Genomic DNA, 21,635 nt, shown 5'->3' with positions numbered 1-21,635 from the left:
ATAAAACTGATGTTTCCATTTTATTTTAGATACATCTAAAAACAATCGCCTGGTACTCAACACCTGTAAAGTTTTGCTGATCCTTAGCAATATAAATAGTATCACCATATTCAGCGGCCATATTATACATTTTGACCTCTGCACTATGATTATAGAAAGGATTCCCACCAATAGAATTACTCTCTGAAGAAGTGTTTACTTGTCCAACTTTAACGCAACCTTTTGCCTGAGATAAAGAAGAAATCTTCCTAAGATTCTTGGCCTTTTCTGTTAAGTTCGCACAACTTGTCATTAGTATTAATATTGTTACTATTGATAACACTCTCATATTTCATCCCCCATAGATCTCGTTCCAGGTGCTTTTTTAGATCTCGTTCCAGGTGCTTTTTCATTGACACCGCGTAACCAAATTTAAAATTGTATTAATCATTAATCGACAATTGAGTGGAAAAGTTGAACAAAATCATCAACTTGAGATAGACATAAGTTTCTGGGAATAAGTGCTAGTTTTTACTGAGATGGTTTATTATAACTAAAAGAGAGAAATTTGATTTGAATCCGATTTATCGATAGGAATAATCTTTTCCCAAAGACTATCATATTTAATGTACCTTGGATGAATTACGTCTGGCTCAACTATTCTATTTCGAGATTCCTTGCCATAACGAAAGTCTGGACGAAGAAGACCTTGAGAGATACTTTTATCTTCATCGACATTAAAGCTATTATTTAACCATTCAAGAGTTTCATTAGTCTTAAATAGATCAAACTCAAATTAATTACCTAGCTCTCCTTTAGTGGAAAAGAAAGCTAAGTTTTATTATGTGACCTTGCCATAATATGATATGGGTATTTATTAGACTTTAGCGTTTTTCTTCGTCCCATTTCACCTCCTCAAATATAAGTAATACGCAAAGTGAATTATCAATAAAGTAAACGTAAGAAACTTATATGATTTAAAAATATATTTTTTATAAATAGATTACAAAAACCCAGCAACACCCAGCGTAAAAAAATATTTGAAATCTTTATTTTTTTTAGATTATTTTAATTATTGAAATATAAATAGCTAAATTCACATAGAAAAAACTAAATCCTTTACGCTTAGCAGCTTTTCGATCTTTATTTTAAAGTTTAAATTTAAGTATGGGGAAAATTGCACACAACAAACACACGATAGATAAAATTAACTTATCCAATAAATTAGATGGTCTTAAATCATTAGTTGAATATTTAGAAAGGTGGAGAAAGAAAAACTCTGAGATTTTTCGTATTGATGGACATCATTCCATTGGTCCAGCTAACCCTGCACAACATATATTTTTTGAAATAAATGACTTTATTGAATCTGATTATAATGGGTTTGAATTCCAAAAAGAAATAAATGGAACAGTGTGGAATGGGTTTTACTACCTTACAGCTTCTACTCAAGGCAAGGCCATAGACTATCTAATCGAACAATACCATTTAGGGAAAAGTAGTGCTGAAATTTTTGACCTCACATACACAAAGGGGAAGCGAGGAGTTCCAAGTAAAAGAAGGTTAGAACTAAAGAATGCCAGTGATGAAATAAATAAAGGCTGGTTTTGCAAACAATACGTAAAGAGGTATTGAATGAAGCTTGATACTCTTATTGTTGCATGTAAAAAAGAGAATTTTGAGAGTGTTTTCATTAATGAAAAGTCTTGGTACCCAATTTTAATTAAAGATGAAAAAGTTAAAATTATAAAATATGTTATTTCCTATCAAAAAGCGCCTATTTCATCTCTTACTCATATAGCGGAAGTTAAAAAGATAGTTAAAATGCCCGACAACAAGAAATATAAAATAATTTTTAAGGGAACCCCTAAAAAGATCATCCCTATTGAAATGGGTGAAAATAGAAAAAATGTCCCTCAAAATCCAAGGTACGGAAACAAAGAAAAGATATTAAAAGCTAGTTCTATGGACGACATTTACTAGCAAAGGAAGAGACTTGAACAACCTCGAAATTACAACAGACACAAAGAAACAAGAACTGGCAACACTGATTACAAATTACCTAATTTCAATAAAAGCTGGTAAGCCTAGTGAGATTCGAGAAGAAGCTCCATTAATAGCGAATCACTTAATGAAGAGAAGTCTAGATCAAGGAACTAAAGAAGCAAATTTTAAATTCATTGATCTTTTTGCCGGCGTTGGTGGAGTAAGACTAGGTTTTGAAGCGGCTGGTGGTGAATGTGTAATGACCAGTGAAGTCGATAAGAAGGCTCAAGCTACATACTTTTGTAACTTTGGTGAAATGCATGATGAAAACTTTGAAGATGTTACAAAAATTAATGAAAAACAAATTCCAAACTTTGACGTACTACTTGGAGGCTTTCCTTGCCAAGCATTCTCTGTTGCAGGTGAAAGAAAAGGATTTGAAGATACAAGAGGTACTTTATTTTTTGATATTGAAAGAATCTTGAAAGCCAAAAGACCAAAAGCCTTCTTGCTTGAAAATGTAAAAGGTCTTATGAACCATGACAAAGGTAATACATTTAGAGTAATTCTTGATACCTTAGAAAAGAAACTAAAATACAAAGTATTCTATAAAGTACTTAATACAATGGAATACGGTAATATTCCTCAGACAAGAGAAAGAATATATATTGTTGGTTTTGATACGAAGTCACTAGGAAAAGATATTGATTTTGACTTTCCAGAAAAGATTAATCTTACAAACAAAATTTCAAATATCTTAGAGACAAAACAAAAAGACGAATCATTATATTACGAGAGATTTGATCTTCATAAACAAATCGACAAAGCAATAACTAAAACAGATACAATCTATCAATGGCGAAGAGTTTATGTAAGAGAGAACAAAAGTAAAGCTTGCCCTACCCTAACAGCAAATATGGGAACTGGTGGCCATAATGTTCCTCTAATTAGAGAAAAAGGAACAGGAAGAATAAGGAAACTAAGCCCAAGAGAATGTGCATCATTCCAAGGTTTTCCAAAAGACTTCTATATTCCTAATTTTATGGCTAATTCACACTTATATAAACAGTTTGGTAACTCTGTAAGTGTTCCTGTAATTCATAGAATTGCAGAAAAAATAAAAATAACAATAAGTATGCGAAAAATATTAAATTAATAATATGAGCACAAATTAATCGTGCTCATATTATTTTAACCTTGATTTAAGTTAGTATAAAAAATGTCTCTTTCTGGAAACTGAATTACTGGTACCCATCTCGGGCCCCCTGACCAACCTTTACTCTTTGTGCATTTTAGTCGATAAAGAAATATTGAAATACTTTCTGTATTCTTTCTAATTAGTTTATTATCATTAGCAGATAAAACAGAACGATAATCTGACTTTATATCACGATCTTTCCTAATATACACTTTTACTTCAGTATCACCCATTTTTTCTTTTAGTAGTTTTAAAGAAAACATCCACCTTTGAAGCAACTGAAAGTTACTTCTGTTAATTTCAAATAGCTTAAGTAACTCATTTAATTTAGTAATATCAATAGTAAATTCATCATCTTTTGAAAGTTCCAAGATTTTTGAATCTATTTCAGCTGTTCTTATATCATTAACATCCTTTAAAAAGTATTGAACTCCTCCAATTATAAAGTTTATCGCTTCATTATCCAAAACGTTTCTTCTCGTTGGCCTTGTACCCGTTGGAGACATTATTGTTAAACCCTCAAGTCCATTGTTTCTAACTGTTCTAAACAATGAATAATGAGCCTGACTTAATTCAGAAAAAATAGTAAATAAACTATCTGGAATAAAGGTTTTACAAATATCTTTATCTCTATCATAGCCAAAAATACGTGAATGTTGCCAAACTGTATCATGCTGAGGAGTATTTGAATTCCTAATGTAATATACTGTATTTAAAGCAGGGATTGTAATTCCTCTACCAAGAGAGTTCCCACCAATTACTACATTAAAACCTCTTTTAAGATCGTTTGCATCTATATCCTCATCACTATTCTTTATACGAACACGAGTTTTCCAACAGTAATACCCAAACTCTTCCATAGTCATTGTAAAGTATTGTGAAAATATATTTTGAACCTCTTCAAATTCCTCTTTAAAATAATCAGCCCACAAATTCATATTTTTTTCAGATAAATCAAAGACCTCTTGAACATACTTCTTAGCAAGCTTATGTGAATCTTTACTAATCCCAGGGTGTATTAAGAAGTTATTTACTCGTTTTGATTTAAACTTGTCTATATACATACAACAGTGAATATAATAAAAAATCGACTTTGCAAGTCCTCGAGGGCAATTCGTTTCCTCTAGAAATTCATCTAATTCACCGTCATTTAAATTTATATTAGTTCCACTATTTGGATCATAAAAGTAGTCTCCACCTAAATAACTTTCCCCGGGTTCAAACAAGTGAAAAAGAGTAGGCTTACTAAGACTATCATCTGATTGCAAAAGATTTGCATATGGTGTTGCTGTAACCTGTACAAATAATGTAGAAGAGGGGATTTTTACAATTTCTAGTAAAAGTCGATTAATTGTACTCGTGTCTTCTTCATTCACTTTAGTATTTAAACTTTCAGCATCTGCTTCATCATCAAAAAGGACAAGAGGACTGGTGGCAAATGCCTCAACTGATTTTAATGTATCTATCCAAGACTCGAGCTTTTTACTATTCTTTTTCAAAACTATAACAGAAGCTGAACGCAAACCGTTTCTTTGAAAATCTGAAATTTCGTGTTCATCATACACATCAATATCAATAAGGCTTTCTTTAAACCTAGTATAAGTTTGTTTTTGTAACATCACATTACCTGAAGTTAGAACAATAAAGCTCTTATACCCCTCATCAGCACAAAGGCTTAAAGCAGAGATAACTTCTGATGTCTTCCCTGATTGTACATGACCTAAAAATAGCGCAGTCTCAACACCATTAAGAGTAAATTTATCCAAAACATTCTTTTTAAACTCTTTAACATTATCCCTAAGAGCCTCTTCCCTACTCTTATCATCAGCCGCTACATGCTCAATATACATATCCAAATTCTTCATTAAAAATCTCCTTTAAATTTATATTCTAAATACCAAACAGGTAGCCCCCCATATGATTCACTTGTTTCAATTAATCGAATAAACTTATTACCATATTCTTCAAGTACTTCATTAGTTAACAATTGGCCCTCCTCAAGTACGCCATACGATACAAGCTTTCCTTTTATCCAGTAGCCTAGTACTCCTAATTTTCCAACTGATCTAAAGTTTTTATTATTTGAGCCAGATGTAGTACATATAAATTTATATCCATCATCTGTAACAACGTAGAACTCTACTCCTTTTGGATAAGCCTCATTCCCCGTAATTGTTCGACTTACAATAATTTCAGCTTCATACCATGAACGTGGCTGAAAACTTCCATCCTTTCTTTTTCTACCTGTACCATTGAAAATATTAAGATTGCTTTTCTCAGAAGTTTTAAGTTCAATTTCAAATACATTGTCCGTAGTTTTATTTTTAATATCATCTATATAGTTAATATCGACTTTCATCACATCACGATGCTGACTCATTAAGATATTTTTAGAAACTAGCTTGAACTCATCTTCTTTTACATCATTAAATGACTTACTATGCGATTGAAGCATTTGAAAAAGCTTATTACAACCTTCTATATCGTTGACTTCTGCATTCACTTCAAATGACTCATGCCCTTCAGTAATATCATTTAAATTTGAAGAACCCACATAACATCTACTCTGATTATCAAGATTAAATTGATATACTTTTCCATGATATCGTAACCCCCTAATAACTCTGACATCACCATTTTCCTCATTTAACATGAGACATAGCTTCTTTAAGAGTTTCACATGCAAGGGAGTTAGCCCCTCATAAAAATGTTGACCGATAAATAAATTGATCTTTTGTTTTTTTGTATTTGCAATCAACCACTCGATAGAAGAGCTCGAAACGTAACCAATTGCAATATTAATACAAAAAGAATCTCTAAAGTGTTTTTGAAAAGTAGCAGGAAATGATGAATATTCTCGTAAATATCTCATGGAAAATGGGTTATCCATACTAAAAAGCAATTTAAGCTCCCTCTGTTAATAAGTTATTTTTCACTTAACAATTTGTCGGACAATAAACAAAAAAAATGAACAAAATCAACAACTTAATAAAACAATATATTTTGGCTTCGAAGTCGTTAAAATCACTGACTAATAGTTTTCAATGTAACAAAGATAAAGCTAAACAAATATATGATAAAGTTATACCATGAAGTTTTTTTCGAAATTACTAGAAAGATATAGGCATTATATTATAGGTATATCTATTATATTTCTTGGTATTACTACTTACATTTTTTCTTTAACCAATGAAATAAACCCTGCACACATATTTATTACAGCAATAGGCTTGGGTAATATTTTTAAAGTAGAGATTATTAGAAAAATTTCTGTGTTCTTAGTTGTTTTTATAATGATCTATATTCCATATCTATACTTTCCAATGTTTCAACTAAATTATGAAACTTCATTTACCACGTTAGAGCAAACTACCTACACAATACTTTCCGAAACCTTAGCAATAGCCTTCCTGCTACTGTTAAAAAATAAATATATAAAGCCAGAAAACAATTAGTCTATTATAGAGTAAAAAAGATATCCTGCCACAATTTTGCACATTTGAATTGAGTCATTAAGAAAGCTAGTCTCCGCCTATGCATCGCCGACGTTGCAACGTCGCGAATTCAAAACGGCGAAACTCCATCCTAGCGAACAGCCGAAAGCCTTTCCCATACCTCCATTACCGAACCGTCGTGCATAAATGCACTCCTCTCGGCGTAACTCAAATTTCCAAATGTTGGGGAGGTAGCGGCTCGTTAAAACTCCTTTGGAGCTTTAACGCGCATGCGCTTGGTGGAGGTGGTGGGATTGCCAAAAACGGCCAAGCATAGCTAATAATCGACGATTACAACAGAGCACGTGTGGCAAAACTAGACCACAATCAAATAACTAACCAAAATCGCATAAGGATTTGGGCTTACTGTCTCCTTCATTATTCTAGTGTGGAGGGCAATATTCTACTTTGCCACATATCTGCCACACGAAAAACCGCCAATGGCGACGGTTCTAGAAATATCTCACCAATCAAGAATTAATGACTTATCTTTTTTTGTTATTTTTCAAAAATTTTTGACTCAAAAATTAGTGAATCTTGCCACACGATTTGCCACATATTCAATATACTAAGGTTTCGGTCCCTACCAACTTAATCCAAGATATTCATTCAATACTGCCAACTAATAACACCTTAATTAGCTAGCATAAATACAGATAACCTATCAGAAACTCATAAAAAAAATAAAATTAGTGATCCAATGTTAAGATTCAATCATCTTGAGGGGGATAAAACATGATGAAACTTCTAATTCTAATACTTATTGGGAATACAATTATTGCAGGAACAACTTGGGTTAATGGATACACCCGTAAAGATGGTACCTATGTTAGAGGCCATTATAGAAGTACTCCGGATAACACTAAAACTAACAACTTAGGTCGTGGTAGGTATAATGATAGTAGTTACGGTACATATAATGAAGCAGTAACTAGAGACGATGATAATGACGGAATTTATAATCAATTTGATAACGATGATGATAACGACGGGATTAGTGATGATTTTGATTATTAGAAGTATTTAAGTAATCTTTAATAAACGGCCATTCACTAAAACAAAATTTTTCAATTCTTTGCCTTACCTCTTCATCAGACTCTGAATGAAAGGCAAGAGTCAAAAAATATCTCTCGTCATTGTGATTCAGGTAAATCACCCTTTCTCCAGTCAATTTATTACTTAATGCTCTATCATGAAATCCCTGAACAAAGTCATGTGTAAACTGATTTATGGCTTCTTCACTAATGTAATCACCTATTCTAATTCCTTGTTTAGAGAACGATTGCTTAGTTTGAGAGTGAAACTTCATAGAGTTTTCACAATCTAGTTTCCAATGATTAGACAAATTCTTAACAATAAAGCGTGCTTCAAACCAATGAATATAGTGCAAACCTTTAAGCTCTTCTCCATAAAACTGTCTTTCTTTTGAAATTTTTTTCTGAGTTGATGAACCAATACCTCTAATAGCTCTTACAACAGCACCAGAGTCCACATTATATGTATTAATACCATTGTATAATTGTTGAATAAACAATGAAGAAAATATAGCATTTTCAATTTGATTTAAGCCTAAAATCTCAATTGTTTGTTCAAGTGTAAATTTCATAATCTTATACATCACCTACTTTAAATAGTTTTTAAACCATAAATCAAAAGAATTAATCGTTAATAACGGGTTCTTTCTACACATGATAAAAAAGAGCAATGTAAAGAGCTCTGTTCTTTTCAAATGCTTCTTTACTTTAGACTTTAAGTTTGGACAAAATAAGTCATTTTCAACATAGTTAATTTGATTAACTCGTCCAGCAATACTTCTCATATCCTTTAGAAATAATACATCAGAGTTCAATTGTTCAAATAGAGATTTTCTCTTACAATTAGCAACCCTTGGTATATTGCTTCCACTAGGTAAAACAATTCCTGTGATATGTTTATCTTCATACTTTCCAAAAGCTTTAGTCTTTGTATTTTTAATACTTAGTCCGACAGTCTTTAGTAAACCACTAACCTTTCGATAGAAGTCATCATCTATCTTTTCAGAGCTTGAAAAAGTCATATCATCTACATATAGAGAAAATGTAATATTTCTAGCGACACTTAATGAATTAATTTTATCAAAAGTATGTTTATATGCCCAATATGCAGCTATTTGACTAGAAGGACTCCCTGTCGGAATATGGCCATTATAGCATAAAATATTAGCCAAAACGTCAGCAACATCACCAGACATTTTAAAGAAGTGAATTAAAGATGATTTTAGATAACACTGTTGGGTATTTTGATAAAAAGAGAAGATATCTACAGTAAGGCAATTATCATTTGCATTATGAGATGTTGCATTATCTTTATAACTGCAAAATCGTTTACTTGAATATAAATAGCTGGGAGTAAGGACTTGTGCAAGAAGCTTCTTCACTTTGTTATGAATTGGCTTCAAACGCTTATTGGGCTCTTGAATTTCTCTAGGCTTTCCATTTACAATTTGATCTCTAACAATATAAGAGCTATCTGACATCAATACTCTTAAGTCATTTAATGAATATTCAATACCTAAAATAAACTCACATAGTCTTCGTTTACTTTTTAAGCCATATAGCTTTGAACTTTTGATGTCTCGAAACACGATCAACTATCTCACTTACCTATGATGATTTACATAGTCTAAAATATCTAAAGCCCTTTTACCGATAAAAGTACGAAGTTTTTTTAACTGTTTTGGATCATCAGAATTCTCACTGAAAAATAATATACCAGAAGATGGAATATTAAATTTCGTTGAGTATAGATCGATTATTTCAAGAGAAGGTTTTTTTACTCCTCTTTCAATATCAGATAAATAACCTTGAGAAATTTCAAATTCCTCAGAAAGTTCAGTTAGTGATACTTTATGAAAGTTTCTTATGTAACGTAAAATTTGCCCAATCATAATTGTTCTCCTTTTTTATATAAAGAGAGCATTACTAGAACCAGTCGCTTAAAATACTAATTAAGACCTTTATACACTTAAAAAACTTGTGTACTAAAGACAGGAATCTTAAAAGCAATTTTAAAACTGCAATTCCATTTCCTAATTTTGACTTAAAGCTTTTTAGCCCAACCTGTTTTGTAGAACTTTCGTTCTGATTTACTTCATTCGAATTCATCAAATTCTCCTTAAATTGTCACATTGGCGTAATTGCACGAGTGACATGCCAAGCTTAAGGAGTAGGGATAAAACAGGCTTTTCGTAATGCTCTCTAATAAGCAGTACTTGTCAGCCAAGGACAAGTACTGCGCCCTTCTCGTGCAGGTAAGTATTATATAAGTGTCACTAGGTGACGGGATGCTTTACCCGCGGAGAAAAGAATACGAACGCGAAAATACGTTCCGAACACAAAGGCTATAAAAGTCTTGTGTCCAAACTACATCATGGCACAGTCCCTTTCATTTCTACAAAACAATTATCTCACACAGAGATATCTAAGTCAAGGAGTATATCTCCAACAGAGATAATAATTATCTCACACAGAGATATGTTATTACAGCAACTTATGAGCTAAAGTAAATAATACTCAATTAGGAGAACATTATTGTGGTTCTTATTCCTGTATTTTAAGTTAGACGAAACGAAAGGTTAAAAAATGAATATCGATAATAATAGTATGATTTTTAATGATTTTATTAATAAAAAAGGGAATCTATATATTCCACCAAGCTCTATTAGAAACTTATTTTCTGACGGCTTTACACAAGAAGAAATAGTCACTCTTATTAACTCTCAAGAACTGTATGACTACCTTCAAACATTTCTCCCTAATCTTGAGAAATTAGAGGAGTACGAAGAAAAAGTTGAAAGGCTAATTGGTAAAGACAAAAAGTTCTCAGAGAACGTTCAAAGATATTTTAGGTCATCAATATTCTTACTATACAGCAACAAGTTATATTCAAAACAAAAGTTTCGTAGACCAATGATGAAGAATCCTTCGACAAGAGATATGAAAGAGTATCTATCGCAAGATGCGGTAGAACGAATGAGAGCTGTAAATATTGAAGAAGCTATTATTGAACAACTTATTTCAGGCACACCTACAGGCTATGACTATGATGGAATCAAAGATGGTGTAGAGCAATCACATTTCTATTTAATCAATTATAAGCACAAACACGTATTCGAATATAGATTCTATTTGTTTTTAAAAGACCGATTCAAAGAACAATATAGAAACTATTGGGCGACTTATATTGATTATATGGCCATTACACATGAGTACTTCTTTGACCAATTATTCCAAAAAAAGCTCGAATGGAGCTACGATAATAAAGCAAATTTAGAAAATAAGCTTAATCACTACAAAAAAACCTGCATCAAGCAACTTACCGAAATTATTAAAGAAAGGGCCACAGGAATCGTGTAAAAAAACTCTTACACGTTTCTCCCGTTATAGAACAATTAATTAAGTCATACCTTTATAAACGAGCCAACAATGATGTTGGCCACGATATAAAGGAGGACTTAAATGTCACAATTACAAGTAAAAGCATTATTAAGTATCGAAGAAGCATCGAGCTTCCTCTCAGTCAAAGTTGAAATAAATAAACTGAAAGTTGATAGTTCAGTGTTTCGAGTTTATGACTTCTCACATAACACTATTTTCGAATTAATTAATCAGCATATACTTACTAAAACGATTGCTCTACTCTTATCTATAAGTCGGTTGTATAATTTAATAATTAATATTTTCTTTAATGAATAATAAGGACATAAGTACCCAAAGTTTGAAAAGTGAAAGAATTAACTTTAATACTAGAAATAACATTCTTAATCCCCACAGTTACTTCTGCCTTAATTATAGGCATCTCATTTATATGTTTATTCTTTACACTACCTTTCGCTTTGCTTCATGGAGAATTAAAACCCTTCTTTCTTACAGATATTCCAAAGCTTCCTAAGTACTTAAAGGAAGTTCTATATGTAAAAAAGCATTTTAAAAGTATTTCAGATAATGGTTTGAACTATGACGACTTCGTAAAAGCCATGATTTCGATATCAATTAGAGCCGTGTTCGTTCTATTGATATCAGGATTTGGATTACATTTAATCAAGACATACCTTAAATAACCGTTGCCACACGACAAGGCAACCACCACGAAAAGCTGAATAATATTAAATAGTTAGAAGATCGTGGTGGAGGTGGTGGGAATCGAACCCACGTCCGAAATGACGTCTTGATAGCGGCCTACGTGCGTAGTCTTCATTTATCGTCAGAAGACAAGACTGTCCGAGATAGGTGACCTCGGCGAACCCCGGTGACAGATTAACGAGATGCCCCGGCAGCCTCGGAACCTAGTTAGCCAGCAGATTCAACTGGGTCGCTACATTCTGTTTCTTGGCAGTAGCGCCTCACAAGACTAGATCCTAAAAATAATTAGGCAGCCATTGGCATTGCATAATCGTCTGCAATTAAACGTCGGTCTCCTTTTTACCAGGACCATGGACACCAGCCTGGACACGCCCGGATACCTGTCAGCCATCCCGTCGAAACCAGGGCACCCCCATTAGATTTTGACACGGATATTGGAACAAATATTCGTAAGCGGCAGTATAGCACAGCATTTCAAAAGTGGAAAGAAATCGGTTCAGAAGATGACTTGCATGGCCCCATATAAAAAGACCCCGTATAAAACGGGGTGCTTCTTTTTACCAATTTTAGAACTTGGGCTCGGAGGCACAAGATCAAATTTATTTTAGCATATTTTGGTGAGATCTTCCATTTCTCTTCCTCAATGAAGAGGACTCCAACGGAGGTTTCATGGAAGAGATTTTACCAATTTTAGAACTAGCTGTTTTACTTATTAAAGTCTTGATTTTACTAGGTAAACTCTAAGTTCGGGGGCGCAGCGAAAGTTGCGCCCTTCTATTTTAGCGCAGAAAGCATTACTTCAAGCGCACTGCTCTGCTGGGCGACGTTCAGCTTTTCAAATGGCGGAAGGTGCACAAAGCCGGCCTTGGCCCGCATCTTCTTCATATCAATGATACGGCGAATTCCATAGAAGACGTGATTGCAAACAAAGCGGCCACAGTCGCGAGAGATGGCAACAGGAATCTGCGCTGCTAGGATGGCATCTTCCATCTCCCTAAGAGGTAGCGTGGAATCTAAAGTCTCAGGGCCATCTTCAAAGATGACTTCTTCTTGTGGGCGATTGCCCTCATTATCATCAGTGCGAGCATCATCAAGATTATGAGCGATCGCCTCCAAATTAATCTCACTCACCTTCGCATTTAATCCTAAGCAAATAATAAAGTCTGGATTTAAAAAGAAGGCCTCTTTCTTTAGGATTGCAAGGGACTTCTTAAAAACCACAGGCAGGATAAGCTTGTGGATCTCAAGTCCTGGAATTTCACTATCGAATTTTTCAACGAGAATTTCAGAGGGGTTTATCTCCCCTCCATCAAATGGTTCAAAGCCTGTGATGAGAACTTTTTTAGTGCGTGACATATTCTAATTCAAAGCCCCAACGCTTCTCATCAATATTTGTGCGCGGATAGATAATATTCTTTTCAGCATCAAAGCGAGTCTGACAAGTGCCTTCCGTTAACTCATCCATTGAGATGAAGTTAGAACGCGTGGCCTCACCATTTGCTTTTGAGATAGCAACAAAAGCATCCCCATAGTGAAAGATCACTTCAGAATCTGTATACTCAACTCTAAAGTCATTCTTATTGTGATACTTCTTAGCAATGACCTTTACATCAGTGCGATAAATTAAATACTGATCCATGATGAAAACACTATCGGGAGAGACAAGTACTTTTCTAAAAGAGTATTCATCATTTGTATAACTTCCAGAGCACTTATAAAGCGTGTTTAAAACATAATTATCCGCCGCTTCCATATAAACGATTTTTCCACTATTCGTATTTCTTGTAATGGTTAGGCCAAGAAAAAGTTCCGCCTTACATTCGTAATCAATCGAAATTGATGATGAATAAGACGTTCTCAGATTATCATGGTGTTCTTCTTTTAAAAGATCGGATGACATCTGACAGCTATAAAACTTTGGCTTGCCATAGTCTTCATAGCAAACTTCAATTGAGTGTTTTAAGCCTTTAAGATAGTTGAGTTTTGCTCCAACTTTTGCGCGAAACTCTTCTTGCCCGGCCTTATCCTGTGGATAAATTGTATTTGCAAGTTCTGCCTTTAGATCTTTTTTGAAAGTGTTGGCAATCTCTTCAAGATTTGCACATTGGTTAGCATTTGCCGCAAGGCTCAATAATGTAAGTGTCCCTAAGAATAGATTTTTCATAGTGGCATACTAGCAAAAAAAAAGCCCCCTTGCGGAGGCTTTTTTTCTATTTTGCTCTTACATCGAATACTTTGGACTGAAGTAATTCGCCTTTGTAAGAAACATCGACTTTAAACTTGAGTTTATCGTCTTTTGTTTTCTTCTTAAACTTATAAGTTAGAGCTCCTGTGGCCACAACTCCTTTACCTGGAGCAGCAACTTGAGTTTGAGCTTTCTTAAGATTGATGAACTTTCCACCCTCTAAAACACTGATTGCAACATCATAGCTTCCAGGAACAAAGTCACGTAGACCAGTTAGCTTAACTTTCACATCGTGGCTTCTAAACTTACAGTTAAATAAACCTAGGAAACACTTGCGATCTTTTACTTTATCATCAAATTCTAATCCAACTTGTACCTCAGGATTAACCATGACATTTGAAACAAATGTTGCAACTTCAGTATAGCTTCCACGTAAAGCGTCACCTGGGTAAGTCAGCTCAATTTGCATCTTAACTTCAGATCCTGGGCGAGCGTTATTTGTAACCTTCGCTTGGATAACATCACTTAAGTCAATTTGAGATGATGCCGGTAGAACTCTTAAGTTAGCACGAGTATTTGAAACCGAAACATTTGATGATGCTGCGATAACCTTTGCCGACACTGCTCCTCGGTTTGTTGCAAGCTTACCAAAGTTTACTAGTCCAAGACCTACTGAGAATTTTCCATCCTGAGTAAGACCTTTTGGATCTTCAGTTTTTACACTTGTTTGTGCGTACTTATTAAGGCGAACAACACCGCTACTTGCAAATAAGTTAGCTGCTTCACTCTTACCTTTGGCAAGTTGCTCAGAACGCTTAGCTGCAATATTCTCATCAAATCCAGCTTCTTCACCATCAGTTGCACCATTTTGGTAAGCAACTCCCTCACCTTCTAAGCGAGCTTCAGCAAAGGCCGTCTTATATGCTTTATCAAAAGCTTTTCTTGTCTCACCTGAGAAGTCACCGCTTGCAGCTTCAACACTTGCTTCTTCAAATAATGCTTCATAAGCAGCAAAGAAAGTGTCTTTGTGATCTCTAACAAATTGAGACTTATAAGCAGACTCATAAGAATCACCACAAGCTTCTTTAAAATCAGAAACACCTTTGTAGACATCAAAACAATTTTTGAAATCCTCATCAACGTCGATACGAGTTGGCGCAGTGTAAACATATTGAGGCTTGGCCTTAGAAACTTGATCATTATCTTCATGACGAGCAATCTCTTTTTCAACGCGAGCGATTTCAACATCAACCTTTGACTTGATTCTTACTGGTGCAAAGGCTTCAGTTGAAACATAATCAGGTGTCTCAATTCCAAAGCTCTCTGTAAGTGTTTGGGCCGCAGTTGAGGCAAAGGCAAATGCCTTCTCCATAAATAAGCTTCCGTTTACACTATTTTCAAGAACAACTTTATTAGTTGGTAGTGTTGAAAATTTCTCTTCTTTAACTTGTGCATACCCTTGTGGGAAATTTTCTTTCTTAGCTAGAGCGACAGCTGTTTGTAGTCCTTGCTCATAACCTTTTGCGTAACCTTCATCATAACTGGCCTGAGAGTTAACACCTTCGTCATAACCAGCCTCAAGTCCTTGCTCTTTACCGTCAACAAGTCCAGCTAGATATCCTCTTAACTCACCAAGAGTTGTTCCATTCTTAGATCCGTATAAAGAAGCATCTTCTTTTACATCAGCAGATCCAGCGTATTCACCAGCAGTTGCACCGGCCGCTTGACCTTGAGAAGCACCCATTTGCTGTGCCTCACTCTTGTAATCAGCATATAATTCTTTACGATCTTCATACTCCTCATAAGTTTCTTGAGTGATTGATTCTAAATCACTTGCCACAGCATCAGCTTGTGCAAATTGACCTTCTTTTACAAGTTGATCTTCTAAAAGTGCGCTTCTTTGAGACTCAAGCTCTTGGATGCGATTTTCATTTTGTGCAATCTGAGATTGCTTAGAAGAGATTGTATAAGAGTTACTCTGCATACGATCTTGTGAGCTTTGGATCGTTTGTACGTTTGAAACGTATTGCTGATCTCTTTGCTTGTGCTCATCTTCAAGAGTTAGAAGCTGTGCTTGAACCTTATCAAGCTCTCCACGTAGGTGGCGGATTTCATCTTCAACAATTGAAAGTCTTCTTTGATATGAATCGCGCTCTGACTTAAGAGCATTTTGTGTATTTCGAAGTGTTCCAACCACACGGCGATTTGCATCGAAGTCATTCTTTTCTTGGTTTAGTTCACGTCTCATACGCTTTAGATCACTTGCAATGATAGTGATTCTCTCTTGCGCTTTTTGTTTTTGATCTTTAAGTGAAGCGATATCTCCTTCGATTCTCTTGATATCTTTTTTCACTTGAGCAAGGGCCGTCTGCTTCTGATCAAGCTTAGACTTTGCACTTGCTTGTGCACTTTGAGCACTTCTTAATTCAGTCTTAGCACTCGCTAGGCGATTCTTAAGTCTTGCAAGTTGAGGAACGGCCTGTGCGATTTCATTTTCTACCGCTGAGATATCAGCTAAGAGCTTCTTAACTTGAAGTTCAGCAGCTGCGACTTCTTGCTCGAGATTAGAAACTTTTGTATCTCCACCAGCAATAACCTTCTTTGCTTGAGCTAGTTCAGCTGAAGTTTTATTTAAATCTGCTTCAACTTTATTAAGACGTGGTGTTACTTCTGCAATTTTTTGTCTTAGAAGTTTTCTTTGCTCTCTAAGGTTTTTAATCTTATTAGCATTTCCACGATCACGATTTGCCATTAGCTCTTTAAGAGTTGCTTCAACTTGGGCAAGCTTTTCTTCAAACTTAGTTTTCTTCTCTTCTAATGCATTCTTTTGAGCTGCAAGTTGTTGCTTTTCACTTTTAAGAGAAGAAAGCTTTGATTTAGCTGATGAAAGCTCATTCTTTGCCTTATTTAATTCACTCTTCTTAGAAGATACTGTTGATTGCGCCTTAATGGCCAGAGCGTTTAGTCTATTCTTCTTTTCAACAAGAGGAGCTACCTTGGCCTCTTGCTTTGAGATTTTACTTTCTAATTGATCAACCTTTGCCTTGGCCGCACTAACCTCTTGGTTTGCACTGACAAGCTCGGCCTGAAACTTAGTCACTTGATTCTCTAATTGAGAAATTTTTGATGTGGCCTTATCAAGGTCTTCTTTCTTTTGTTTGATATTATTTTGAATCTTAGGAAGCTTAAGATTTAGGCGATCACTCTCATCGATTGCCGTTTTGATATTTCCTTCAAGATTTTTAATTTTATCACGATTACGATCTAACTTCTTTTGCGCCTTTTGTAGACGATCACCATTTTGGTGAAGATTCTTTGTTACTGAATCAAGGGCAGAACGAAGATTATGTGCATTTCTTTGAGGACCGACTAGATCATCTTGGATTTCTCTTTGCTCACTTGATAATTCAGAGATAGCGCGAGCAAGTCTTTGTAGTTCATCACCAAGGCCAAGGTTTTCTTCCGTTAGCATGGCAATTGTATTGTCGAGATCCATATTCTCTGTACTCAATTGACTGATGATAGCTACGGCCTCATCAATTTCTGATTTAGAGATTGCTATTGCAGAACCATTTGCTTCTAAGTCTGCAGCGATTTGCTGAAGCATGCTCTTAAGCTGATTGGCACTCATACGAGCACTATCAGAATCGGACTTTGCTTGAGAGTACTTTGATAGGTACGTCGGATAATCGATTTCATCAGGTAACTGTGCGTGAACGTTGGCGCTTAATGCCAATAGCGATAATAAAACTAAACTTTTAGTCGATCTCTTCATGAATCCCTCTCCTTTAGATCATGTTTCGTTAAATTAGTTCTATAACCCTGATTTTCCTTTGTGGAGACGGCCCATAGAAAACATTGTGAAAATACCTTAAATGTAAGAAAGTTTCAGAATATAACACCTAACCTTGTAAAGACTTCATGGATTCTGGTGTCAGAAGGGACAAAGTGGTCCTACAAGTTATTAAAAATAGGCCCTGTAACTATGAAGGATTATTGAAGAACTATTTGCAATGTTAGTGGAATATTAAGAATTGAGTTTAGAGAAAATGCCTGGCCGCAACTTAAGCAGAGACAGGAAAAGACGGCGGCCAGGCTTTTACACACAAGATAAGGACTTTTCAATAACCTCAAATAAACATTATTTTGATCGTTTCACATTGTAAATAGAGATTGAGAAACTTTACTTTTTTTTAACTGTTAACCCATAAAATTTTGGCAAAAAGTTGCGAAAAAACGTGTTTAGATAAATAGTGAAATCCCGATAAATAATCATATCAACTATAGGTTTTCATGAAGCTGAGCACTTTTATCAGGATTTAATTCCTTTTCTGCCGGTATCTAAACACCTAAATTTATTATATACTTTATGGGTATATCTAATTTTTTCATTAACAAGAATAATCTCTATATATGGAAAGGGGGAACAAATGAAAAAACTTTTTACGTTATTACTTTTAGGTTCTGCACTAGTTATGACTTCATGTGGTTCAGACGCTAAGAAAAATGATTCATCTTCTGTTGAATCAGTAGAGTACGCAAACTCATCACTTGAGTTAAACGGTGATTCAGACTCTGGTAAAGCAGGTGCTCTAAGAACTGTTTATTTTGCATTTAATTCTTCAAACCTAAACTCGTCTACTAAGTCGACTCTTGAAGCTAACGCTGAATTTTTAAAAGAGAACACTGATGTTGAAGTACAAGTTGAAGGTCACTGTGATGAAAGAGGTGGACGTGAGTACAACATGGCACTTGGTGAAAACCGTGCACGTGCAATTAAGAACTACCTAGTAGCTCTTGGTGTTGATGCTTCAAGAATCTCTACGACTTCTTACGGAAAAGAAAGACCAATCGCTTTTGGTCACTCTGAAGAGTCTTGGTCACAAAACAGAAGAGGAAACTTCGTTGTTGTTTCTAAGTAATTTGAAGAATAAATGAAAGTATTAAAGTCTAAAATTACATTTTTACTTTTACTTCTAACTCTGGGTAGTTGCGGTCTAACGACCGTACGCCCTAAGTTAGAAATGACTTATGCACAGGTTGCTTTCCTTGCGGCAAAGGAAGCTGGTGGCCAAACACTCGCCCCTAACCTCTATCGAAAAGCCGAATTCTACTACTTAAAAGCTAAATCAAGCTACAAGAGAAAGTTTTTTAATAAAGCTAAGAAATACGCCATTTTATCAAAACAATTTTCTGAAAAGGCCGAATTCAAAGCCTATCGTAAAAAAACTCTCGATAGCATCTAATCATATTCTGGAGAATTTCTCATGAAGAAAACTTCCCTACTATCGACTATCACATTAATAACTTTAATGGGATCAATGACTTCTTGTAAGACACAGGAACAAATTGAGCGCGAAAAGAAAATCAATACAATGTCGGTTCAAATGCAGCAGAGTCAAAGACTTAATGCAGATGCCATCTCTAAGATGCAAGAGCTAGAGTCTTCTATCGCCGCTTTCCAAGGACAAATGGAAGAGTATACCAATGGTAAAGACCAAAAGGTTGAAGAGCTACAAAATAAAATTAATAAGCTCGAAGAACAAAACACTTCCCTAACTGATGAAGTAACAAAGCTTTCTGCAAAAATTGAAGAGCAAGATAAGTATATTAAAGAAGTTATTGCTCTGCTAAAAAAAAAAGATAAGCAAAGAAGAGCAAAAGCAGCTGCAAAGAAGCGCTCTCCTTATAACGAGGCCATGTATCTCTATGGAAAGGGTAAGTATTCTCAAGCACGCCCTATCCTAGAAGAGCTTTATAAAGCCGGAAAGATCAAAGGCAAAAGCAGAGATCGTATCAACCACAACCTTGGAATGGTAGCTTATATTCAAAAGAGATATGATGATGCCATCACTTACTTCTCGTCTTTATATACGAAAAAACCAAAATCACCTTATAACGCTAATGGATTAGTTTACCTTGCCCGCTCTTTTGAAAAGAAAGGACAAAAAGATCAGGCCATAGCGATTCTTCAAGAGATGCTTAAGTCATTTCCTAAAAGTCGCCACGTTCCTGCAGCAAAGAAATTACTAGCAAGATTAAAATAAGAAAGGTCACTCAATGAAGAGAATATTTGGATTACTTACTTTAACTTTAGCACTTTCGTGCCAAAGTATTATCGACATGGATAAAGCAAACTCAGAGCTAAAGATTGAAGGCCCTAAGTTTTCCATCCTCTTCTCTCATTCAATCTCAGGTGAAACACATCCTTGTGGATGCCGTCAATTCCCTCTGGGAGGACTTCCACAAGTAGCAGGCTTTATGCACGAGCTAAAAAAAGAAAAACAATTTCTCTATGTTGATACAGGAGATATGCTCTTTCCTTCTTCAATCGTTCCAACTCATATTGCAAAATCACAAATGCAAGCAGCAAAGGATGTTGCTAAAGGACTCGATAAACTTGGCCTAAAATACACTCTTCCTGGAGATCAGGATCTTGCTGCTGGTGTTGGATTTTATAAAGAAGTTCTAAGTGAAGTTAGCTTCACTCCCCTTGTTTCAAACTTAAGTGATGAAAAAAAGAAGGACTTCCCTCATCAAGAGTTTACTAAGATTGTATTTGGAAAGAAGACAGTCTATTTAACAGGAATTGTTGAACCAAGTACTATTCAAGGCCCATTACAAGGTTATTTTAAAAGACCTGAAGCAAGTTTTCCTGAAACCCTAAAGAAGCTTAAAGAAGCTGGATACGACGAGAAAAACCCACTAACACAGCTTGTGGTTATGTCTCACGCAGGACTTGATTACGATAAAGGCTTTGCTAAGAAATTTCCTATGATCGATTGGATTATTGGTTCTCACTCACAAAGTTTTACTAATTATTCAATTGATGTTGGTGATACTCAAATCGTTCAAGTTCTCTCAAAGAACCACTACATAGGAGAGATTGCCATCTCAAGTGGAAAAGAGAAGCTAGAAAAAGAATTTTCATACCACGAAATGCGTGAGCAATTAGGAGAGAAAATTCCAAATAACCCATTTACGGCCTATATCAATGAATCAAAGAAGAAATTAGATCAGATTCGTGATGAGGAACAAAAGATGATGTACTCAGGCGGTAATGAAATCAAAAAGATTCCAGATGCTAAGAGCTGTCTTGAATGTCACGAGGCCCAAGGAGAACACTGGGCAAAGACTCCTCACTCAGTTTCTTTTGCAACGCTTATGATTGCAGGAGAAGAAAATAAGACCTCTTGTATGAAGTGCCACTCTGTTGGAATGAATGAAGAAGGTGGTTATATCAATCACAACGATATTGTTCACTTCAAAGACTTAAAGACAACAGATAAAGGCTTTAGCGGCCATAAGAATAAGTATTGGCAAGATGTTTCAAAGGCCTTCAAGGATGTTAAATCAATTCGTAAGCTCTCTGATAAGAAAGTATCAGCTCTTCGTGTTGAATGGGATAAGCTTGATGAGAAGCATAAGGTTGAGCATAGCTATGCCAATGTTCAGTGTTTAAATTGTCATGAGGTTGTTACTGATCACCCATTTGCTATTGAAAATGATGAGCAAAAATTGGCCCACACAAAAGCTTCAATAAAGAATAAATGCCTTGAGTGTCACACAAGTGACCAATCACCAGAGTGGTATAAGAAAGATCGCGATGGAGTTTATTCAGGTGTTGATGAAGATTACTTTGAAAAAATGTACAAGAAGATGGTGCACTAAGA

19 protein-coding genes and 1 other RNA gene are annotated in these 21,635 nt (G+C 35.1%); 10 read left to right on the top strand and 10 right to left on the bottom strand.

Annotation, left to right across the window (positions count from 1 at the left end):
- Positions 1-25: 25 nt before the first annotated feature.
- Positions 26-328 carry a hypothetical protein gene (locus VCM44_RS12325; RefSeq protein WP_162929525.1) on the bottom strand — a complete coding sequence of 101 codons (303 nt, stop codon included), beginning with the start codon at positions 326-328 and terminating at the stop codon, positions 26-28.
- Between the two features lie 818 nt (positions 329-1,146).
- Here VCM44_RS12325 and VCM44_RS12320 point away from each other — a divergent pair.
- The 3 genes from VCM44_RS12320 (at position 1,147) to VCM44_RS12310 (ending at position 3,121) form a co-directional block, all read left to right on the top strand.
- Positions 1,147-1,614: a hypothetical protein gene (locus VCM44_RS12320; RefSeq protein WP_334678939.1), complete on the top strand. Its 468-nt coding sequence runs from the start codon at positions 1,147-1,149 to the stop codon at positions 1,612-1,614.
- A complete protein-coding gene (locus VCM44_RS12315) occupies positions 1,615-1,962 on the top strand; it encodes a hypothetical protein (protein ID WP_334678938.1) in 348 nt (115 codons plus the stop codon).
- A 148-nt stretch (positions 1,963-2,110) separates the two neighbouring features.
- Positions 2,111-3,121 (top strand): DNA cytosine methyltransferase, encoded by a 1,011-nt coding sequence (locus tag VCM44_RS12310; RefSeq protein WP_442905010.1) that lies wholly within the window; start codon positions 2,111-2,113, stop codon positions 3,119-3,121.
- A 35-nt stretch (positions 3,122-3,156) separates the two neighbouring features.
- On the opposite strand, the gene VCM44_RS12305 is transcribed toward VCM44_RS12310, so the two are convergent.
- Entirely contained in the window at positions 3,157-5,028 is a 1,872-nt protein-coding gene (locus VCM44_RS12305; RefSeq protein ID WP_334678936.1) for a Z1 domain-containing protein, read from the bottom strand.
- Positions 5,028-6,065, bottom strand: a complete 1,038-nt coding sequence (locus VCM44_RS12300; protein WP_334678935.1) for a restriction endonuclease PLD domain-containing protein — start codon at positions 6,063-6,065, stop codon at positions 5,028-5,030. Before VCM44_RS12300 ends, VCM44_RS12305 begins: the two co-directional genes overlap by 1 nt.
- Positions 6,066-7,392: 1,327 nt before the next feature.
- Between VCM44_RS12300 and VCM44_RS12295 the strand changes: the two genes are divergently transcribed.
- Positions 7,393-7,674: a hypothetical protein gene (locus tag VCM44_RS12295; protein ID WP_334678934.1), complete on the top strand. Its 282-nt coding sequence runs from the start codon at positions 7,393-7,395 to the stop codon at positions 7,672-7,674.
- Here the strand turns inward: VCM44_RS12295 and VCM44_RS12290 are convergent.
- From VCM44_RS12290 to VCM44_RS12280, 3 genes are all read right to left on the bottom strand, one after another.
- Positions 7,652-8,263, bottom strand: a complete 612-nt coding sequence (locus VCM44_RS12290) for a hypothetical protein (protein ID WP_334678933.1) — start codon at positions 8,261-8,263, stop codon at positions 7,652-7,654. The genes VCM44_RS12295 and VCM44_RS12290 overlap by 23 nt on opposite strands.
- Before the next feature lie 15 nt (positions 8,264-8,278).
- Positions 8,279-9,172 (bottom strand): reverse transcriptase family protein, encoded by an 894-nt coding sequence (locus VCM44_RS12285; protein ID WP_334678931.1) that lies wholly within the window; start codon positions 9,170-9,172, stop codon positions 8,279-8,281.
- 123 nt (positions 9,173-9,295) lie between these two features.
- Positions 9,296-9,583, bottom strand: a complete 288-nt coding sequence (locus VCM44_RS12280; protein ID WP_334678930.1) for a helix-turn-helix domain-containing protein — start codon at positions 9,581-9,583, stop codon at positions 9,296-9,298.
- 715 nt (positions 9,584-10,298) lie between these two features.
- Here VCM44_RS12280 and VCM44_RS12275 point away from each other — a divergent pair.
- Positions 10,299-11,051: a hypothetical protein gene (locus VCM44_RS12275; RefSeq protein ID WP_334678929.1), complete on the top strand. Its 753-nt coding sequence runs from the start codon at positions 10,299-10,301 to the stop codon at positions 11,049-11,051.
- A 102-nt stretch (positions 11,052-11,153) separates the two neighbouring features.
- Positions 11,154-11,390, top strand: a complete 237-nt coding sequence (locus VCM44_RS12270; RefSeq protein ID WP_334678928.1) for a hypothetical protein — start codon at positions 11,154-11,156, stop codon at positions 11,388-11,390.
- Positions 11,391-11,819: 429 nt separating this feature from the next.
- On the opposite strand, the gene ssrA is transcribed toward VCM44_RS12270, so the two are convergent.
- The 4 genes from ssrA to VCM44_RS12250 form a co-directional block, all read right to left on the bottom strand.
- Positions 11,820-12,191, bottom strand: a transfer-messenger RNA (tmRNA) gene (ssrA, locus tag VCM44_RS12265).
- 360 nt (positions 12,192-12,551) lie between these two features.
- Complete coding sequence (locus VCM44_RS12260; protein WP_334678927.1) at positions 12,552-13,133, bottom strand: pyroglutamyl-peptidase I; 582 nt, start codon at positions 13,131-13,133, stop codon at positions 12,552-12,554.
- Positions 13,120-13,941, bottom strand: coding sequence for a hypothetical protein (locus VCM44_RS12255; RefSeq protein WP_334678925.1), 822 nt, complete (start codon positions 13,939-13,941; stop codon positions 13,120-13,122). Before VCM44_RS12255 ends, VCM44_RS12260 begins: the two co-directional genes overlap by 14 nt.
- Positions 13,942-13,987: 46 nt before the next feature.
- Positions 13,988-17,737 (bottom strand): hypothetical protein, encoded by a 3,750-nt coding sequence (locus VCM44_RS12250; RefSeq protein ID WP_334678924.1) that lies wholly within the window; start codon positions 17,735-17,737, stop codon positions 13,988-13,990.
- 655 nt (positions 17,738-18,392) lie between these two features.
- Between VCM44_RS12250 and pal the strand changes: the two genes are divergently transcribed.
- From pal to VCM44_RS12230, 4 genes are read left to right on the top strand one after another with little or no spacing between them, the layout of a single operon-like run.
- Entirely contained in the window at positions 18,393-18,884 is a 492-nt protein-coding gene (pal, locus tag VCM44_RS12245; protein ID WP_115361433.1) for a peptidoglycan-associated lipoprotein Pal, read from the top strand.
- A gap of 12 nt (positions 18,885-18,896) precedes the next feature.
- Positions 18,897-19,208, top strand: a complete 312-nt coding sequence (locus VCM44_RS12240; protein ID WP_115361435.1) for a DUF4398 domain-containing protein — start codon at positions 18,897-18,899, stop codon at positions 19,206-19,208.
- Between the two features lie 21 nt (positions 19,209-19,229).
- Positions 19,230-20,009 carry a tetratricopeptide repeat protein gene (locus tag VCM44_RS12235; RefSeq protein WP_115361438.1) on the top strand — a complete coding sequence of 260 codons (780 nt, stop codon included), beginning with the start codon at positions 19,230-19,232 and terminating at the stop codon, positions 20,007-20,009.
- 13 nt (positions 20,010-20,022) lie between these two features.
- A complete protein-coding gene (locus VCM44_RS12230; protein ID WP_115361440.1) occupies positions 20,023-21,633 on the top strand; it encodes a multiheme c-type cytochrome in 1,611 nt (536 codons plus the stop codon).
- Positions 21,634-21,635 lie beyond the last annotated feature (2 nt).

The sequence above is a fragment of the Halobacteriovorax sp. DPLXC-1 genome, from assembly GCF_036903125.1.
Classification (GTDB): domain Bacteria; phylum Bdellovibrionota; class Bacteriovoracia; order Bacteriovoracales; family Bacteriovoracaceae; genus Halobacteriovorax_A; species Halobacteriovorax_A vibrionivorans.
Note: the sequence above shows the minus strand (reverse complement) of the source record. Positions and strands in the feature narration are given on the sequence as shown.

What these genes read in the sequence shown, in the direction of transcription:
- VCM44_RS12325 (WP_162929525.1), bottom strand. Translation starts at nt 328, where the DNA reads ATGAGAGTGTTATCAATAGTAACAATATTAATACTAATGACAAGTTGT.
- VCM44_RS12320 (WP_334678939.1), top strand. Translation starts at nt 1,147, where the DNA reads ATGGGGAAAATTGCACACAACAAACACACGATAGATAAAATTAACTTA.
- VCM44_RS12315 (WP_334678938.1), top strand. Translation starts at nt 1,615, where the DNA reads ATGAAGCTTGATACTCTTATTGTTGCATGTAAAAAAGAGAATTTTGAG.
- VCM44_RS12310 (WP_442905010.1), top strand. Translation starts at nt 2,111, where the DNA reads ATGAAGAGAAGTCTAGATCAAGGAACTAAAGAAGCAAATTTTAAATTC.
- VCM44_RS12305 (WP_334678936.1), bottom strand. Translation starts at nt 5,028, where the DNA reads ATGAAGAATTTGGATATGTATATTGAGCATGTAGCGGCTGATGATAAG.
- VCM44_RS12295 (WP_334678934.1), top strand. Translation starts at nt 7,393, where the DNA reads ATGATGAAACTTCTAATTCTAATACTTATTGGGAATACAATTATTGCA.
- VCM44_RS12290 (WP_334678933.1), bottom strand. Translation starts at nt 8,263, where the DNA reads ATGAAATTTACACTTGAACAAACAATTGAGATTTTAGGCTTAAATCAA.
- VCM44_RS12285 (WP_334678931.1), bottom strand. Translation starts at nt 9,172, where the DNA reads ATGTCAGATAGCTCTTATATTGTTAGAGATCAAATTGTAAATGGAAAG.
- VCM44_RS12280 (WP_334678930.1), bottom strand. Translation starts at nt 9,583, where the DNA reads ATGATTGGGCAAATTTTACGTTACATAAGAAACTTTCATAAAGTATCA.
- VCM44_RS12275 (WP_334678929.1), top strand. Translation starts at nt 10,299, where the DNA reads ATGATTTTTAATGATTTTATTAATAAAAAAGGGAATCTATATATTCCA.
- VCM44_RS12270 (WP_334678928.1), top strand. Translation starts at nt 11,154, where the DNA reads ATGTCACAATTACAAGTAAAAGCATTATTAAGTATCGAAGAAGCATCG.
- VCM44_RS12260 (WP_334678927.1), bottom strand. Translation starts at nt 13,133, where the DNA reads ATGTCACGCACTAAAAAAGTTCTCATCACAGGCTTTGAACCATTTGAT.
- VCM44_RS12255 (WP_334678925.1), bottom strand. Translation starts at nt 13,941, where the DNA reads ATGAAAAATCTATTCTTAGGGACACTTACATTATTGAGCCTTGCGGCA.
- VCM44_RS12250 (WP_334678924.1), bottom strand. Translation starts at nt 17,737, where the DNA reads ATGAAGAGATCGACTAAAAGTTTAGTTTTATTATCGCTATTGGCATTA.
- pal (WP_115361433.1), top strand. Translation starts at nt 18,393, where the DNA reads ATGAAAAAACTTTTTACGTTATTACTTTTAGGTTCTGCACTAGTTATG.
- VCM44_RS12240 (WP_115361435.1), top strand. Translation starts at nt 18,897, where the DNA reads ATGAAAGTATTAAAGTCTAAAATTACATTTTTACTTTTACTTCTAACT.
- VCM44_RS12235 (WP_115361438.1), top strand. Translation starts at nt 19,230, where the DNA reads ATGAAGAAAACTTCCCTACTATCGACTATCACATTAATAACTTTAATG.
- VCM44_RS12230 (WP_115361440.1), top strand. Translation starts at nt 20,023, where the DNA reads ATGAAGAGAATATTTGGATTACTTACTTTAACTTTAGCACTTTCGTGC.